Source organism: Thiomicrorhabdus hydrogeniphila (assembly GCF_054656895.1).
Genome location: NZ_BAAHXL010000001.1, coordinates 2,063,464 through 2,082,442 on the forward strand (window position 1 = coordinate 2,063,464; position 18,979 = coordinate 2,082,442).

Genomic DNA, 18,979 nt, shown 5'->3' on the forward strand with positions numbered 1-18,979 from the left:
AAATTCATTACATTAAACCGCTGTTTTTACGTCTTTATTTGATTCTGCTTTGGTGTTATTTTTACTTTTATAAGCCATTAACCCTAGCCCGACTAAAATCATAGGAAGCGATAAAACCTGCCCCATAGTGACCCAACCCCAAAGTAAATAGCCCAACTGAACATCAGGCACTCGCCAAAACTCAACCGTAAATCTAAATAGACCGTAACCGACTAAAAACAGACCCGCAACAGAACCAGAGCTTCGTGGTTTTCTGGCATACCACGCTAATAAAGTAAATAATACAATACCTTCTAACAAAGCCTCTAAAAGTTGAGTTGGGTACTTCTGTACAGTTTGTTGTAACACGGGGTCATAGACCCACATACCTAAAGGTGAATCGGTTGTTTTACCCCATAACTCACCATTAATAAAGTTACCAATACGCCCTGTAAATAAACCAATGGGTATTAAAGGAGCCACAAAATCGGCCACTTGAAATAAGCTTTGATGTGTTTTTCTAGCAAATAAAATCATGGCGATCGTCACGCCCAATAAACCACCATGAAAAGACATACCACCTTGCCATACTTTAAATACGTCAAGCGGAGCAACCAAATAGTGACTTAAATCATAGAATAAAATATAACCAATTCGACCGCCTAATACCACACCCATAGCAACATAAAACAGTAGGTCTCCTACCATTTCACTGTTCCAAGGTTTAATTGTTTTAGCTCGATAAGTGCCGTAAAACCAGCCTAAAGCAAAGGCTAATAAATACATCAAACCATACCAATGTACCTGTAAAAAACCTAAATCAAGGGCGACGGGATTAATATTTGGATAAGACCACATAAGATAAATGTAAACTCACGTTAATTGGGCAAAAGAAATAACTTGGTTGCATTATATAGTTTCTAACTCTAAATACGTCAGAAAATGGTTAATAAACCTTTAAAACAATTCATCATTAGTTGGATAAAATTGAAACATAAAAAAACGACCTGAAGTGGTCGTTTAGATGAGAAAGATTATATTTTAAATTGATGAACCAACCGCTCTAACTTATCTGCCAAAACTTGCAAATGATTACCCGCCTGTTCTGTCCCTGTTGATCCGTTTGCTACCATTTCAGTGACATCATGTATTTGGGTAATATTTTGATTAATTTCTTGCGCTAACACACTCTGTGAATGTGCCGCACTTGACATCTGTTGACTCATTTTATTGATATCATCCATTAAAATAATCACTGGCTGCAATGCATCTTTAGTTTTAGAAATAGCATCACAACTCGCTTTAGTCGCACTTTGTCCTGCTTCAACCACATCGGCTGTTGTTAACGTTGCGTGACGAATTTTTTCAATAATTTGTTCAATTTGACGCGTTGAATCTTGAGTACGTTGTGCCAACCCTCGTACTTCATCAGCCACTACAGCAAAACCACGGCCGTGTTCACCCGCTCTTGCTGCCTCAATCGCCGCATTGAGGGATAATAAGTTGGTTTGTTCAGCAATCTCTCTAATCACATTCACCACAGTACCAATAGATTCGCTGTCTTCTCTTAACAATTTAACAGAAGCCGTCATTTCATCCATACCATTGGTAAGTTGTTGAATTTGGCCTGCTGTGTTCAACACCATTTCACCACCTTGTTTCACTCTTTCGGTGGCTTCATTGGTTGCTCTAGATGCATTATGCGAATGATCTTCAACGCTCTTAGATTTTTGAGTCATCTCAACCATAGAGGCAGATAAACCACCACTTGCGGATAACTGTTGTTGTGCGCCTGATTTTGCTTGAGTGGTAATTTTAAGTAAATCACAAGAGGAAACTTCTAACTCACGAATGGTGCTAGACACTTCTGACAGCATCTGATGAATTTTCTCAACAAATAAATTAAAGTGTTGTGCTAACTGCCCCATTTCATCTGAGCTATTAACCGGAAGTCTTCGAGTTAGATCTCCTTCACCTTCTGAGATATCCTTCATGGCTGCTGAAATTTCTTGAATAGGAGTCACCACAGAACGAGTTACTCTATTTGAAATAATCATGCCCGCTATCTGTCCAATACCAGATAAAAGTATTAATAAGATAATACTATTTAAACTAAGATCGAGTACATTTTCACTTGTTGCCTTCACTTTTGAAACAGCCAGCTCTGAAATAGACATAAGTTCTTTATCTAACGTATGGAATAACGGTTGAATTTTATTACTCATAAACCAAACATCCATGCGCCACTTATCACCGCCATGAATCCCTTTAACCACCATAAAGTGTTCACGATACGCTTCATACAAGCCTTCAAGATTACTTAAACCATCCTCTTCTTCAATCGTTAATTCGACCTGTTTTTGATTATTTAATCTTTTCATCACCGTTTCAAATTGATCAAGGTAGTTATCCGTTGCATCCGACATAACTTGACTTCTAAAGCCAATATACCCACGTAAACTACTGGTCACATTTAACCAATTCTTTTGTAAGGCCAGCAGATCACTAATCACTTTTTTACGCTGTGGCAATAAATCTGACAATTCAGAATCAATCATCATTGAGATAATTTGTTGAATCTGTTTGGCCACCGTCAACATATTGTTATTTACATATTTAAATGCAGGGAAATTATCTGCTCGATTTTTTTGAAAACTTTTAACATCGGTAACTAACCCATTAAGCTGCGCAAGATGCTGATCTAGTACTTTGTATTTATCTTTTAATATATTCTCTTCAACACCACTACCTGTTAGATTTTTTTGTGCCTTTGCCATATTTTTCTGAACAGAATCAATGCCTTTTTCATATTTATTAAGCAATTCTTCATCATTCATTAAGATGTACATACTTAAATCATTCATGCTTTTTTCTAGCAAAAAAGCTGATTCCATCGCGTCTAAGGCAACAGGCTGTTGTTCAGTTACCACATCTGACATATTTGAACGTACAACGTACAAATTTGCCGCTGCTTGAATGGTAATAATCGCTAAAACAGCCCAGATAACACCAAAACCAAAACGCATTTTTTGTTTAATTGTCAGTTTATTCAACCAATTCTTCATAACGCTTCTTCATTTTTTTGACACATAATGGTTTGTAAAAGCAAATTAAATGCCATTCGTTGGATTTTGGATTTTGAATATTCATGTCATTGAGAGGAGTGGAGCGACGTGGCAATCTATGGTGAATATGATTAAGCTTTGAAGATTACTGCTATAGCGGACTTGCAATAAGGTAAATTGGAGTTTTACCAGGCCTGGTAATTTTGAAACAATCTACCCTTAGATTTTGTTATAGATTGAGTTTTGGATGTTAGTTATTGCTTTATTTAACCCTTAACTTAACAACCCGTTAAATCAACTCAACGGGTAATTTATTGAATTTAACTATTATCTAACGGGATAATTACCACGAGCAATTAAACCGCCATCCATTGTTAAAACAGAACCTGTCATCCATTTAGCGGCATCTGACAGTAAAAAAGCCGTTGCTTCACCCATCTCTTCGGTCGTACCATAACGCCCTGCTGGCATTTGTTCACACCATTTTTTTTCCATAGAGGGTTCATGCAAGATTTTATTAGTCCGTTCAACAGGCACAACTCCAGGAGCCAATCCATTAACACGTATACCAAATTTACCCCATTCTACGGCCTGAACTTTTGTAATGGCATCTAATCCCATTTTAGAGGCTGAATAGGCCGAAAACCATTCACAAGTTGCCTGTCCATGAATACTACTGTTATTCACAATAACACCAGGCTGTTTAGCCTTAATACAGGCATTGGCAAAAGCCACGCTTAATTGATATGGCGCTTGTAAATTAACAAGTAAAGTCTCTGCAAACTTCTCACCTAAAGGATCGTTTAGCGCAGTGCTTTTAGTGACAATACCAGCATTATTTACTAAACCATCTAATCCACCAAATAGTGACCAGGCCTGATAAAAAAAGTCTGGTAAACTCGCTAAGTTTTTAAAATCACATTTAAGCAATTTTGCTTTAGCACCCAATTGTTTTACTTCTTGCAGTGTATTTTGAATACCAGACACATTACGGTTGTAATGTAAAACAAGCTGACAACCTTCACGAGCTAATACTTTAGCCATACCTGCACCAATACCACTTGAAGCACCGGTAATTAAAATTCGTTTATTTTTTAAACCTGTCATTCTTTAACCCTGTTCGTTAATTACGAACTTTATGTGTATTTATTATCTTACAAGAGAACATTTAACTATTTGATATACCGGTAAAATCTTTTATTTATTTAATATATTAAGTAGTTGCTCTACAATTTTTTCAGTGGCCTGCGTTTTAGCTTGGTAACGAATATTAATAGACGCTGTAACACGCTTTTCTGGCTGTTCACACCAAAGTGTTAATGCGCTGGCAAGAGCTTCTGCCGTAAGCTCGTTCTGCTGAATTATTTCACCCCCATCAAGATCAACCAATGCTTGAGCATTTGCGGTTTGATGGTCGTCCACCGCATGTGGATAAGGCACCATAATAGCGGGCCTTGCGCAGGCCATTAATTCACTGACTGTTAGAGCACCTGAACGACATAACAACATATCTGCACTAGCATAGGCTAAAAGCATATTGTCTATAAACGGCACAACATCCGCTTGCATACCCGCTTTTTCATAGGCTTTTTTAGCTTGTTCTAAAGTTTTTTCGCCCGTTTGGTGTTTCACCACTGGTCTAATGGATTCGTCCATTAATGCAAGGGCTTTTGGTAGGGTTTCATTTAAGGCTAAGGCTCCGCGACTTCCGCCTAAAACCAACAAGTGACATGGCTGTGTGTTTTCAACAATATCTATATCTTCCAGGCCTGCTCTTACGGGGTTACCAATATTAATAACATTTTTACTTGTTATTTTATTTTGCGGAAACGCTGTAATGACTAAATTTGCAAAACGAGAGAGTAGTTTATTGGTTAAACCTGGGATGGCATTTTGTTCATGTAAAACTAATGGTATGCCTAATGATTTTGCGGCTAACCCACCTGGACCACACACAAACCCACCCATTCCTAAAACTAAATCTGGCTGAACTTTTTGCATTATTTTCTTAGCTTGTGACCATGCTTTAGCTACATTTATAGGCGCTTTTAACCAACCTTTTAAACCATTACCTCGTAAACCTTTAATTGAAATGGTATACAAAGGAATTTGTGCATTATTTACCCAAGTGGCTTCCATACCACCTTCTGTTCCCAACCAAAAAACGTCAATATTTTTTTGTTTTAATGCGTCTGCCAAAGCAATACCAGGGAAGACATGTCCACCCGTACCGCCAGCCATAATTAATATTTTTTTTCTTTGCGCCATACTTTTCTTCTGCTTATAAAAGAGAACTAAAGCTAGATATCTTTAGTTATTTAGAAATGACAATTCAAGCTAACTTCCTGCTACGCCGCGCGATGGAGAAACTCGTCTTGTTTTAGGTGTTTTACGTTTTGTTTTTTGTTTTTCTTGATCTTCTTCGGGCTCTTTATCCACTTCTTCTTTAGGCTCTCTAGGATGATAACGAGTTTCATAATCTACCCTAAAGACAATGGCTAAAGCAATGCTGAGTAATAAAACACTACTACCGCCATAACTCATAAAGGGAAGTGTTAATCCTTTGGTTGGAAAAGCGCCAAGATTAACTCCCATATTGATACCCGCTTGAAGAATAATCCAAATACCAATACCGTAAGCGATCATGCCGCCAAAAAAGTGATTCGCTTGTATCCCTTTTCGTCCAATTCTAAACAGACGGTACAAAATAGATAAATACAGTATGACTAAAAAAATAACGCCAAAAAAGCCAAATTCTTCTGCAAAAATTGAGAATAAAAAGTCGGTATGCGCATCTGGTAGGTACAAAAGCTTTTGCACACTAGCGCCCAAACCGACCCCAAACCATTCTCCACTGCCCGACGCAATTAGGGCCTGAGTGAGCTGATACCCCGCACCAAATGGATCTTGCCAAGGATCTAAAAAGCTACTGACTCGTGCCATACGATATTTGGATGTAACCACCAAGGCAACCAATATCGTGACCATAGGCAAAACCGTTAATACAAAATAACGCCAAGGCGCACCTGCAATCAACAACATTCCTGTAATAATAACGGCAATAACAAAAGTACTGCCGTAGTCAGGTTCCATCAACAGTAAAATTGCCATTAAACCAAACGGTAAAGCTAATCGTATGACCGCACTAAAATCTTCTTTAACTGCAGAAGCATGTCTATCTAAATAGCCTGCCATAAACAGCACGATAGCCAGTTTCATAAACTCAGAAGGTTGAAAGTTCATAACAATAAGCGGTAACCAGCGTTTACTACCATTTATCTCGCGGCCAAAAAGCAACACAGCAATAAGCAAAAAAATAGCAAACAAGAAAATTTTACCGCGATGTTTTTCCCAAAAGGCGAGCGGAATTTGAAAAAAGATATAAGCGGCTACCGCTCCCATTCCCATAGACATAAGCTGCCTAAAAAAATAATGGTCTGGGTTACCAAAACGCGTTTGGCTAATGGCAACGGAACTGGATGCCACCATTGTTAATCCAGTGACAGCTAATATCACTATAAAACCAAGTAGCCAAAAGTCCATTGGCCAGGATTTATTTTGTTGTTGAATATTGTAAATAAAAGCTTTCATCAGTATTTTGGCTCGTTACCAGTTTATTTACGTTATAGACAAATTGTCTTTATAACTATTTTGGGCATTGTGTTTAACTTAATAATATTTATTAATAATATTTCGGTTAAAAATGGCTAAAACACACCTGTTTTTTGTTGATTCAGGCAACTCGACTCTAACCCATATTTTGTTCATTAATGTGAATCACATTACAAGCTTGATGCACTAATTCAACAAAGTGTTCGCCACGTTGTACATAGTTAGCATATTGATCAAAACTAGCACATGCCGGTGAAAACAAAACACAATCATTTGGTAAAGCGTTTTCTAAAGCTATGGCAACGGCTGAAGCAAGGTCTTCAACTTTGGTTACAGTTAATGTTGCCGCATTGACTTCTTCTTGCCGTATCGCCGAACCAATGACATCTTGATCTCTACCAAATAAAATAACATGTTTACAAAATTCATATATTGGCTGTTTTAATGCTGAAAAGTCGGCATCTTTACCTACACCTCCAGCAATTAAAATCATTTGCCCTGAGGTTTGACTATCTATAGATTGTGTATTTTTAATTTGTTCGCCAATGCTTTCAATTGCAGTAATAGTCGCCCCAACATTTGTGCCTTTTGAATCATTTATCCAGGCAATATCATGTGCGATTTGCACTAACTGTGTACGATGCGGTAAACCAACAAACTCGCTAAGTACTTTTTCAAAGTGTTTATTTTCAATATTAAAAGGTTGGCATAAGGCTAATAACGCCAGCGCATTTAATACATGATGTTTGCCCTGTAATTTCATAGCGTTCATCGGTACTTGCGGAGTATTTCCATGCCCTAACCAGGTTTCACCATTATGTTGCAGTAATCCATAATGACTATCGTTTTGGATATAGTTATCATCGGCACAAAAACGTACTACTTTGCCATGATGAATTAATCCTTCTAGCCCAAAATCTTTTGGAACTACGGCTAAATCGGTTTCAGCAAATACTTTGGTTTTGGCATGAATATAATCTTCAATGCCTAAATATCGATCCATATGGTCTTCCGATATATTTAATACCGTAGAAGAGATGGTGGCTAATGAATAGGTGGTTTCTAATTGAAAGCTCGACAACTCAAGCACATATACATCATATTCATTATCATCAATTAATAGGTCTAAAGCAGGTAGACCAATATTACCGCCTACACCCACAGAATAACCCGCTTCTTGCAGGGCTAAACCTGCCAAGGTTGTGACTGTACTTTTACCATTTGAACCCGTAATGGCCATAACCGGCGCACCGACTGCTCTGGCAAACAGTTCAATATCACCAATAATTTGTTTATCTAATTTTTGTAATGCCGTAACCCAAGGCTCTGTTATTGCAATACCAGGACTTAAAACAACAAATTCAATTTTTTTAAGCCAAGAATTGGGTATTTCGCCTAAGGCAAACTGCACATCAGGAAACGTATGTTGCAACTCAGACACATCTAAATCTGCACGGGTATCAAACGCTAAGCAAGGCTCTTTTAGAGCCTTAAAATAGCGCAAAACAGATTGCCCCGTCACCCCTAACCCAGCTATTAAGTACATTTATAAACTCTCTTTAAAGCGTATTTAACCGATTAGCGCAGTTTTAAACTGGCTAAACCAATTAATACCAAAATAATGGTAATAACCCAAAAACGCACAATCACTTGCGATTCGTGCCAGCCTTTTTGCTCATAATGGTGATGCAATGGCGCCATTAAAAAGATGCGCTTTCCACGTAACTTAAATGAACCAACTTGCAATATAACTGACACGGTTTCTGCCACAAAAATACCACCCATAATAAACAGAACCAATTCTTGTTTTACCGCTACGGCCATACCCCCTAAGGCAGCACCAATCGCTAATGAACCTACATCTCCCATAAAGACTTGTGCAGGGTGTGCGTTAAACCATAAAAAACCTAAACCAGCACCCACTAATGCGGCTGCCAATATTGTCAGCTCTTCTACCCCCGGAATATAAGGAATATTTAAGTAGGCGGAAAAATAGACATGACCAGAAAGATAAGCAAACACGCCCAATGCCGCAGAAATCATAACCGTTGGCATAATGGCCAGGCCATCTAAACCATCGGTTAAATTCACGGCATTTGAGGTTCCCACAATAACAAAATACCCTAGTACGACTGTCCACGCACCTAAGTGAATAACGGTATCTTTCATATATGGGATTAATAAGTCGGTTTCTGCAGGCACCGTGGCTAAGGCAAAAATGGCATAAGCGGTGGCAAACCCAATAATAGACTGCCATAAATATTTGGTACGAGCGCGCATACCATTTGGATCTTTGTAAACGACTTTTTTATAATCATCTACAAAACCAATCACCCCAAAACCAAACATAGATAACGTAATAATCAATAAATAATGGTTGGTTAAATCCCCCCACAAAACAACCGCCATAGCAACTGAAAATATAATCATGGTACCGCCCATGGTTGGCGTACCGGCTTTGATTAAATGGGTTTGTGGTCCATCTTGTCGAATGGCTTGACCCACTTTTAAACGGGTAAGCCAACGTATCATGGATGGCCCGACAAGAAACGATAACACTAAGGCGGTTAACACACTCATAATCGCACGCATGGTGATGTAATGAAACACCCCAAAACCTGAGATATATTGCTGTAAATAATCTGTTAAATAAATGAGCATGTCATTGTTTCCTCTAAGCCAGTCGAGTTGTGTGTATAAATATTTAGACCTTTAATCACTTTTGTGCGCAGATGGGTTTTAGGCTTGGTGACCTTTTTAGTTACTGCTGTCTGTTTTTTTTACACTCTGTAAAATGTTTTGTACCACCATTTCCATCTTGGCGCTTCTTGAACCTTTTACTAATATATTCATTGCCTTCTGTTGGTTATCAGGCTGCGATAATATCGCTAATAAATGATTAGCTAAAGCGGAATGTGTTTCAAAATAATGTGCATTTTCGCCAAAAACATTGGGCATATTTTTAGCCGCCTCACCAAATACAAATAGATATTTAATCCCTTTAATTTTGGCGTATTCTGCTATTTGCTGATGTACTTGTTGTGAGGTTTTGCCAATCTCTGCCATGGCACCCAAACACAAAATTGCCAGGCCTGGTAAAGAGACTAACGCATCAATACCAGCCTTAACAGATTCTGGGTTGGCATTATAACTGTCATCAATTAACCAACCATGATTTATTCGGGTTTTTTGCAGCCTTCCTGCAACGCCTGTAAAATTTACCAGGCCTGGTAAAATCTGATTCCAGTTTAAACCTGCAGCCAATGCTATTGCAGTACAACCTGCGGCATTCATGGCATTATGTAAACCCAATACAGGCATTTGTACTCTATGCACCGCAACATCTTTGTTATTGCCATTAATGATTAAATCAAAAGCAATTGAGAGGCTATCCTCTTTGTTCTGACTTGCTTGATTAACTTGATTATTAGCAGTTGTAAAGTTGGCTAATTTCACTTGCGCATTTTTGGCTGTGCCAAAACTAATGACATTTTTTACATTCATCTTTTCTAAGCTAAACAACCAATCTTTATAACCGTTTGTATCGGTATTTAAAATCGCTACACCTGGTTTACGACCAGGTATTTTATTTAGCCCTTCAAAAATTTCACCTTTGGCTTTTATAACACCTTGCAAGCTTCCAAATCCTTCTAAATGCGCGCCAGAGGCATTATTTATCATGGCGATATCAGGTAAAGCTAAGGCGGTTAAATAGGTAATTTCATGCTGATGGTTTGCCCCCATCTCTATAATCGCAAATTGATGTTCAGGTCTTAGATTCAATAAAGTCCGTGGCACACCAAAATCGTTATTTAAATTGCCTTCGGTTGCCAGCGTATTACCCACGTTTGAAAAAATGTTTTGCAACAATGATTTTGTGGTGGTTTTACCATTACTACCTGTTACGGCTATCAATGTTTCTACCGGCATTTGTAAACGATGCCAGCGGGCAAATTCACCCAATGCCACACGTGTATCAGCAACTTGTACACCGGGCACAATGACATCAATATCATCCGAAACCAAAACCGCTACTGCACCTTGTTGAATGGCTTTATCTATAAAAACGTGACCATCAAAGTTTTCACCTTTAATGGCAATATATAAAGCCCCAGGTTGTAAGGTACGAGTATCCGTACTGATGGAGGTAAATTTAACCGTATCAGAAATGGGACCAATTCTATCGCCATCGGTACTTTCACAAAGTTGTTCTAACGTCCAAAAGAACATATTTGTTTCCTTATTAATCGCACTAACATCGTTATTGCCATTGAGTTGATTTTGCAAATTTTCTACAAGCTGTTCAGAAGTTTCTGTTGCCGTTATTTGAGTCATCATTGTTGCAACCAATTTTTTACCACTGCCGCATCACTATAAGGGTGTTTTACCCCTTTTATTTCTTGGTACTCTTCATGCCCTTTGCCAGCAATAACAATAATATCTTCTTTTTTAGCCAGACTTAACACAGATAAAATAGCTTGAGTTCTATCTATCTGTTGCATCGCTTTTTGCGGAAAACTTAAGCCTTTTTCGATCTCTTTTATAATCTGTTCTGGCTGTTCATCTCGTGGGTTGTCGGTTGTTACCATTATGTTATCCGCCAAGTCTTCTGCCACTTTTCCCATTAATGGACGTTTGCCTTGGTCACGATTACCACCGCAACCAAATACCACTGTTAATTTACCTTTAGATTCTTGTAAATGCGCTTTAACCGCTTTTAATACTTGTTGTAAAGCATCTGGCGTATGTGCAAAATCTAAAATAATCGTTGGCGATTTAGCCAATATTTGCATTCGACCTGCAACCGATTGAAGAGTCGGAATTTTTGCAAAAACTTGCTCTGCATTAAAACCGTTCACCAATAATATAGATGAGGCACAAAGGCAATTTTCTAAATTAAACACTCCCATTAATGGCAGTTTAATCCCGTTAAATTCCTGATTCTCTTTTTGAGTAGTCCCGCTATTGGCTTTGTCTTTAACCATAGCGTCAAACATAATGCCATCTGGCGTTAACTGACTATTAACGCATTGTAAATTGGCTTGCTCTGTATAAGAGTGAGTGCCGTAACACCACTGATTATTGTGTGTATTATTGGCTAATAAACATAAGTCTTGACCCACAGCATCATCTAAATTAATAACCTGATTTTGTGTTTTATATTCTGTAAATAAGCGTTTTTTGGTTTCTTTATATGCGCTCTCTGTGCCGTGAAAATCAATATGATCACGCGTTACTTGAGTCAGCGCAACGGTTTGAAAAACGACCCCTTGAATTCGCCCTAAACACAAACCATGCGAAGACACTTCCATAATGACCCATTCAATGCCTTGTTGATAAAACTCATGCAATAATCTATGCACAGTCACACTTTCTGGAGTGGTGTTGTTTGACTGCTTAATAGCGTCAATTGGCCCATTGCCTAAAGTACCAATAAGTGCCACTTTTTTACCCAATTGTTTTAACAACTGCCCTGTAAAAAAAGCGCTTGACGTTTTTCCATTAGTACCAGTAATACCAACCACTTTTATTTTTTGACTGGGTTGGTTATAAAACCAAGCGGCAAAATCACCTATAAATGTTTTTATGTCTTTAACAATCCACACTTCTGTTTTAGGTTTATTACTTTGTTGTAATGATTCTTGCAGTAATAAGTTTTCAGCTTTCGTTAAGTTTCTATCGCAAATTACCAGGCCTGGTAATTTTGTTAAAACCTGCTGTAAAAAATCAATACCGTGTCGCTGCTCACCTTCAATCGCTAAAAACAAATCACCTTGTGTAATCTCTCTTGAATCTAATGAACAGTGTTTAATCAAACTCTGTTTTTGATTTTTACCAGGCCTGGTAATTTCATTTTTTTGATAAGCCTTTAAACAAAGATTACGATCAAAACAAGCAGAGTATTCCACCAAAAATTGCGCTATTTGTTCAACCGTTTTAGCTTGTTGATCTGTTTTTTGGTTAGTAACTACCATACAAACAACCCATCATTTATGATTCACTAATAACTCGTCAGGCGGAACATCTCGTAAGCGCAAAGCTTCTTCCATGACTTCTTTAAAGACAGGTGCGGCAACAGCACCTCCATAGTAAATACCGCGACTGGGTTCATTGACGACCACAATCATAATCATATTAGGGTTAGAAACCGGCACAATACCTGCAAATAAAGAGAGATAGCTGTTCTTTTCATAGCCTCCACCACGATTTGTTTTATGTACAGTACCCGTTTTACCTGCAACACGATAACCAGGAATTTGCGCCTTAGGTGCAGTACCCCCTCTTGCGACTACGGTTTCCATCATTTCTAAAACTTCTTTAGCCACCTTTGGTTTCACTAATTGTTTACCTTCTGGCGGCTGATTAAGTTTAATTAAACTCAATGGCAGTATTTCACCTTGATTTGCAAAGAGAAGGTAAGCATGTGCCAAATCTAAAACATTGGTGTTAAAACTATACCCAAATGATGTTGAGGCTTGGTCTATTTTTTCCCACTGATCTGCAGGTTTTAAATACCCTAAAGCTTCACCAGGCAAAAACAATCCACTCTCTTGACCTATACCAATATCTGCAAAAAAACCACGTTGCTGTTCGCGTGTTAATTTAAAAGCAATTTTTGATGCGCCAATATTACTGGACATTTGAATCACTTGTAATGGCGTTATAATCCCGTGATCTCGAGTATCGGTAATTCGATTACCTTGAATATGCATTGAACCAGGACGTGTATCAATTTCGGTTTTAGTTGTAATAACGCCTTCATCTAAAGCCTTGGCAATAGTAAAAGGCTTCATGGTTGAACCAGGTTCCATTAAATCGGTTACGGCTCTATTTTTAATGCCAGCACCTTTTCTTTGTGCCGGATTATTTGGGTTAAAACTAGGAAGGCTAACCATAGCCAAAATCTCACCTGTTTTGGCATCTAATACCACAGTACTAGCCGATTTAGCTTGATGTTCAATCATGACCTTTTTTAAAGCCCTATAAGCAAAATACTGAATATTTTGATCAATGCTCAACGTCATGGGTTTACCAGGTTTGGCATCTTTAATGTCTTTTATAAAATCAACAACATGGCCCGCTCTATCTTTAACCACTTGTTTGGTACCGGCCACACCTTTAAGCCAACCGTTATAGGCGAGTTCAATCCCCTCTTGCCCGTTATCGTCAATATTGGTAAAACCTAACAAGTTGGCACTGCTTTCTCCTGCAGGATAGTAACGACGATATTCACCTTGGGTATACACGCCCGTTAAATGCATTTTTTCTATTTTTTTAGCCACATTTGGCACAAGACCACGTTGTATATATAAAAAACGACGTTTAGGATGTTTGTAAATTTTTGAGCTAATTTTTGACCGATTTACGCCCAACACTTTCGCTAACCGAGAAGTGGTATAGCGATAGCGGTTAATTAAACGCATATCCACCCAAATAGAGGGTAATACTTTATTAACTTCAACATGCTTAGTCGGTGTATCGTAGCTTAACCCTACATATTTAGTGTAAGTACCTGGCAAGTCTAATTTTGCTAATTGATCAATAATTGACTTATCAGTGACTTGTTTAATAAAACTGAGTTTTTTATATCGATTCTGTTTACCTAAAGCCGTCAGTTCAGAATCACTTAATCCTAATAATTCAAGAAAAGCTAAATAGTTTTGTTCGTGCTTAATCACTTCTTTTGGATCAACCCAAACGGAAGCCATTGGGGTACTTAACGCTAATAAACTGCCATTTCTATCATAAATTTCACCTCTCGGTGCAGGTATGGCAATATTTCTAATTTGACGTTTATCACCCTCCGCTTGTAAAAAATCCGTTTTAATCACCTGTACATAAAAAGCACGTACACCAATAGCCACAAACCCTAAAAATATTAAGGCATATACAACTGAATCACGTTTAATGCTCAACTTGTTCAGCCTCAGAATGGTTATTATTCATGTTTTCTAACTTAGGAAGGGTGGGGTCTATATACAAATATTGAAAATGCTCTTTATCTAGAGTCATACCCAGTTTTTGTTTTGCAATTTGTTCAACCATATTGGGAGAAGTAAGATGTTTTTTTTCTAACATTAAACGCCCCCATTCTTCTTTAGCAACTAGGGATTGTTGCAAAGATTGATAGTATTGAGACTCAATATTTCGAATTTTATGTTGAACATGAACAATAGCCAGCAAACTTGCTAAAACAAGAGTGACTAAAATAAACAGAAAAAACCCACGCCACTTAAATGCTTTTAAGTGAGTGGGTTCTGGGAACCTATCTTGCATATCGAGAGCCCGACAGTGCAATGTTAGACATAACTTTGCATTATGACAGTTGGACAAACTGCCAAAATATGCAAAGTTAGTCTGCTTGGCGTCTTAAGAAAGCAGGAATATCTAAATAATTAGAACTTTCCATACTTCCTGCCGTTGCGCCATTGACAACCATCTTAGGGCGAACAACTTCTTGTTCGGTCGACAATAAATCTGGTTGGGTCATTTTAGCTGCTGGCTTAACATTCGAGTTAACAACCTGAGTTGCCTCTTCTACAACAGGCGCCGCTTCAGTTTGTTTCACTTCTTGGTTTGCTTTAACGGCTTGCAAGTTAGGCTTAACGACTTCAGGCTTACCATTTGCATTCATAGCCGATTCTAAACCTGTCGCTACAACGGTTACACGAATCTCATCGGTCATAGATTCATCAACTGATGTACCAATAATAACACGAGCATCGGCTGCCGCAACTTGATCAATTACATCACCTACTTCGTTAAATTCACCTAAAGTAAAATCAAGACCACTTGTAATGTTCACTAAAAGTCCACGAGCACCTGAAACAGAAATATCTTCTAACAGTGGATTAGCAATCGCTTTTTCAGCGGCCTTAATCGCGCGGTCTTCACCAGTAGCGTGACCTACGCCCATCATAGCCATTCCGCGCTCACCCATAACAGTACGTAAATCTTCAAAATCCACGTTAATCATACCTGGGCGAGTTACTAACTCAGAAATACCTTGTACCGCACCAAACAACACTTCGTTTGCATAATCAAATGCCTTAGCCAAAACAAAGTCACGACCTAGCACTTTTAACAATTTATCATTTGGAACCGTAATTAAAGAATCCACATGCTCTTGAAGCTCAGAAATTCCAGCTTCTGCAATGTGATTACGACGTTCAAAACCAAACGGTTTGCTAACCACACCTACGGTAAGAATACCCATTTCACGTGCTGCTTGTGCAACTACCGGAGCTGAACCTGTACCTGTTCCACCGCCCATACCAGCGGTAATAAATACCATATCAGCACCTTTAAGGCTTTCTTTTACTGCATCAATATCGTCTTTAGCGGCTTGTCTACCACGCTCTGGATCTGCACCAGCACCTAAACCACCCGCACCCAACTGAATACAAGTATCAACAGATGCATTCTCTAAGGCTTGTGCATCGGTGTTAGCACACATAAACTCAACGCCTTTAACGTTAGAGCGTACCATATAATCAACGGCGTTACCGCCGCCTCCGCCGAGTCCTATAACTTTAATGACTGGCATACCAGGTGTCCGAACTGGTGTAACTTCTTTTCCTACAAAATTCATGGCGACGATTCCCCTTAATCAACATGATAAACAGTAAACAACGTAAATTTTTTAATCTTTTAACGATTCTTTTCGTTAAATTTTTTCAGCAATTCTCAATACCGCACTACGAGATCTTGAGTTTTGCTTGCACTCCTCTGTGCTTGGAAAGATAGGCTTTCCGACTTTCTTCAACACCGGTTCTATGACTTCTAACTGAATCGGTGAATCTGGAAATAGGTCTCGAATCCTAGACTGGTCACGAATAAACACTTTTACTATTCGATCTTCTAGCGAATGAAAGCTAATTACAGAAAGCCTTCCTTTTGGTGCCAATATTTCAATCGCAGATTCTAATACATTTTTTAATACATCCAACTCACGGTTAACGGCAATGCGAATGGCCTGAAAAGTACGAGTCGCTGGATGTTTATTTTTTTCGGTCTTTGGCGAAACTCTTTGTACCAATTTCGCCAAATCTAACGTGGTTTGAAGTTCATCTCTTTCAGATGCTTCTTTTATCTCTCTGGCAATTCGACCAGAAAAGCGTTCTTCACCGTAATTCTGTAAAACCAATTTTAAGGTTTTTTCATCAACCTTCTTTAACCACTCTTTAGCACTTAATCCTTCTTCAGGATTCATTCGCATATCAAGTGGCCCTTCACGCATAAAACTAAAACCACGTTCTGCGTCATCTAATTGTGGTGACGAAACACCTAAATCTAATAACAGCCCGTCAATTTTTCCAACCAATCCTCGGGCTTCACAAAACTGTTTAACATCTTCAAAACTGCCATACTGAATTTCAAAACGTGAATCCGTAATATGTGCGTTTGCATATTCAATCGCTTCAGGATCTTGATCAATGGCAATCAAACGACCATTTTCACCTAATCGTTTTAGCAATTCAGCGCTATGTCCACCGCGACCAAAAGTACCATCAATATAGATACCATCAGGTTTTATATTTAAACCATCTAACGATTCATTTAAAAGAACTGAAAAATGTGTTTCTTGTGAATCCACGTTGCACCTTTGCTTTGTGCCACATTAAGTAGCCATTTATTTACAAGCTTAAGCTTGCAAGTGATTCTGAAATTTCATTCGTTTTAGCCGTACCCAACATTTCTGGTCGACTTTCATCCCAAGCTTCTTGTGACCAAAGCTCAAACTTATTACCCTGGCCTAGTAAAATAGCCGGTTTATCAATATTGGCATGCTCTCTTAACAAGCTCGGTAATAAAACACGACCTTGTGAATCAATTTCCATTTCTGAAGCATGACCTAATAGCAAACGCTGGTACAATCTAGCCTGAGGATCAACGTTTGGTAAAGACATCAATTTACGTTCAATGATTTCCCATTCATCCAGGGTATAAATCAATAAACAAGGGCTATGCAAATCAATCGTGGCCACCAATTGGTTGTCACTTGCGTCAGCAATAGACTCACGATACTTCTTAGGGATAGCCATTCTTCCCTTAGCATCGATATTGACCGAATTGATTCCTCTAAAAAAAAGCATCTTTACCACTTTTCACCACTTTGCCCCACTTGGTGCCACTATATGTAGTTTTAACGCCACTGTCAACTGGCCAAAAAGGCAAATTCTATTTACTGACAACAACTTAGCGTGTTTTTAAGAAAATAAGAAAAAATTTTACATAAAATATTTTACTTATATTTCATAAGCTTACAGCAAATACAAAAAAGTTTTTTTAACTAAAGACACCAACATTTTGTCTTATCCTGAGTAAAATTACATAGAGCCTTAAAACCCTTTAAAACCCCATATATAGAATTCTAAAAACACATAACAACTACATATAGTATCTAAAATTTTATTGGAAATTTTTTTAAACAAAAGTGGGGATTTTTTCCCTTTTTTTTAAAAAAATTAAAAAAAGTGGCGTTTATGACCTTTTTTCTAAAAAAGTAAAATGAGATATAGATCAACAAAGAGAGCGGTAAATATTTTAAAAGACGCTCACCCAACCAAACAACTAAAGAGATTTAGTTTTGAGCAAGCATATCTATTGGGGTAGTTGCTTAGATGAACAGAAAGGGTGTTTGTACCGTGAACCAATACAATCCCGCTATATTTGCAATAACGGTTAACCAAAAGATAGAACGAAAAGGTTGTTTTTGGGTTTTGTGTCTGAGTTTTTGCTGTGCCATCAATGCACCAGGCCAACCACCTATTAAAGACAATATATGCAAGGTATTTTCTGATGTGCGCCAACGGCCATTTTGGGCAGCCGATTTATCGGCCCAATAGACAATAAAGGTCAATAGACTAAACCCGAAATAACTAAGAGGTATCCAGTAGTTCGATACTTCTATCAAAGAAAATAAAGTAATCGCCACTAATGATAAAAAAGCGACGATGGTGCTAATTGCAAAACGAGAAGACGATTTTTCGTATGGTAAAAAGTCACCACATAACATAGCGGCTTTACCACATGCCCTTCCTTGTATATCTTTTGCATGAATAAAACTGATTTTTTGGCCAACCTCTGGCTTCCAATTAAACTCTTTAATATGAATAAAGACGTCTTTATTACCACTCTCATTATTTAAAAGCTTAATAAATCCAAAACCTTTTTTATAATCCCATGAAGTGATTTCGCCTTGCACTCTCATTTTATACTCCATATATTTATACACCGCTACAATATACGCATTATAACCAATCAAGTAATAATAAATAATAATAAAAAATAATTTAATTTATAGGCAGTCAAGCATACTA

15 protein-coding genes are annotated in these 18,979 nt (G+C 38.0%); all 15 read right to left on the bottom strand.

Annotation, left to right across the window (positions count from 1 at the left end; genetic code table 11):
* Nucleotides 1-12: 12 nt before the first annotated feature.
* On the bottom strand, nt 13-837 hold the full coding sequence (lgt, locus tag ACYQ0E_RS09375) for a prolipoprotein diacylglyceryl transferase (protein ID WP_460187965.1): 825 nt from the start codon (nt 835-837) through the stop codon (nt 13-15).
* A 176-nt stretch (nt 838-1,013) separates the two neighbouring features.
* Entirely contained in the window at nt 1,014-3,044 is a 2,031-nt protein-coding gene (locus ACYQ0E_RS09380; RefSeq protein ID WP_460187966.1) for a methyl-accepting chemotaxis protein, read from the bottom strand.
* 327 nt (nt 3,045-3,371) lie between these two features.
* Nucleotides 3,372-4,151: an SDR family NAD(P)-dependent oxidoreductase gene (locus ACYQ0E_RS09385; protein ID WP_460187967.1), complete on the bottom strand. Its 780-nt coding sequence runs from the start codon at nt 4,149-4,151 to the stop codon at nt 3,372-3,374.
* 90 nt (nt 4,152-4,241) lie between these two features.
* A complete protein-coding gene (murG, locus tag ACYQ0E_RS09390; RefSeq protein WP_460187968.1) occupies nt 4,242-5,312 on the bottom strand; it encodes an undecaprenyldiphospho-muramoylpentapeptide beta-N-acetylglucosaminyltransferase in 1,071 nt (356 codons plus the stop codon).
* 69 nt (nt 5,313-5,381) lie between these two features.
* Complete coding sequence (gene ftsW, locus ACYQ0E_RS09395) at nt 5,382-6,635, bottom strand: putative lipid II flippase FtsW (RefSeq protein ID WP_460187969.1); 1,254 nt, start codon at nt 6,633-6,635, stop codon at nt 5,382-5,384.
* A 157-nt stretch (nt 6,636-6,792) separates the two neighbouring features.
* The gene (gene murD / locus ACYQ0E_RS09400) at nt 6,793-8,202 is read right to left on the bottom strand and encodes a UDP-N-acetylmuramoyl-L-alanine--D-glutamate ligase (protein WP_460187970.1); all 1,410 of its coding nucleotides are present in this window, start codon (nt 8,200-8,202) and stop codon (nt 6,793-6,795) included.
* Between the two features lie 32 nt (nt 8,203-8,234).
* Nucleotides 8,235-9,317, bottom strand: a complete 1,083-nt coding sequence (gene mraY / locus ACYQ0E_RS09405; protein WP_460187971.1) for a phospho-N-acetylmuramoyl-pentapeptide-transferase — start codon at nt 9,315-9,317, stop codon at nt 8,235-8,237.
* Nucleotides 9,318-9,413: 96 nt separating this feature from the next.
* Nucleotides 9,414-10,994, bottom strand: coding sequence for a UDP-N-acetylmuramoyl-tripeptide--D-alanyl-D-alanine ligase (locus ACYQ0E_RS09410; protein WP_460187972.1), 1,581 nt, complete (start codon nt 10,992-10,994; stop codon nt 9,414-9,416).
* Entirely contained in the window at nt 10,991-12,631 is a 1,641-nt protein-coding gene (locus ACYQ0E_RS09415; protein WP_460187973.1) for a UDP-N-acetylmuramoyl-L-alanyl-D-glutamate--2,6-diaminopimelate ligase, read from the bottom strand. Before ACYQ0E_RS09415 ends, ACYQ0E_RS09410 begins: the two co-directional genes overlap by 4 nt.
* A 12-nt stretch (nt 12,632-12,643) precedes the next feature.
* Nucleotides 12,644-14,572, bottom strand: a complete 1,929-nt coding sequence (locus ACYQ0E_RS09420) for a peptidoglycan D,D-transpeptidase FtsI family protein (RefSeq protein WP_460187974.1) — start codon at nt 14,570-14,572, stop codon at nt 12,644-12,646.
* On the bottom strand, nt 14,562-14,933 hold the full coding sequence (gene ftsL, locus ACYQ0E_RS09425; RefSeq protein WP_460187975.1) for a cell division protein FtsL: 372 nt from the start codon (nt 14,931-14,933) through the stop codon (nt 14,562-14,564). Before ftsL ends, ACYQ0E_RS09420 begins: the two co-directional genes overlap by 11 nt.
* Before the next feature lie 76 nt (nt 14,934-15,009).
* Nucleotides 15,010-16,248: a cell division protein FtsZ gene (ftsZ, locus tag ACYQ0E_RS09430; protein WP_460187976.1), complete on the bottom strand. Its 1,239-nt coding sequence runs from the start codon at nt 16,246-16,248 to the stop codon at nt 15,010-15,012.
* 75 nt (nt 16,249-16,323) lie between these two features.
* Nucleotides 16,324-17,253: a 16S rRNA (cytosine(1402)-N(4))-methyltransferase RsmH gene (rsmH, locus tag ACYQ0E_RS09435; protein WP_460187977.1), complete on the bottom strand. Its 930-nt coding sequence runs from the start codon at nt 17,251-17,253 to the stop codon at nt 16,324-16,326.
* Between the two features lie 40 nt (nt 17,254-17,293).
* A complete protein-coding gene (mraZ, locus tag ACYQ0E_RS09440; protein WP_460187978.1) occupies nt 17,294-17,752 on the bottom strand; it encodes a division/cell wall cluster transcriptional repressor MraZ in 459 nt (152 codons plus the stop codon).
* Between the two features lie 524 nt (nt 17,753-18,276).
* On the bottom strand, nt 18,277-18,870 hold the full coding sequence (locus tag ACYQ0E_RS09445; RefSeq protein ID WP_460187979.1) for a DUF1294 domain-containing protein: 594 nt from the start codon (nt 18,868-18,870) through the stop codon (nt 18,277-18,279).
* Between the last annotated feature and the right edge of the window lie 109 nt (nt 18,871-18,979).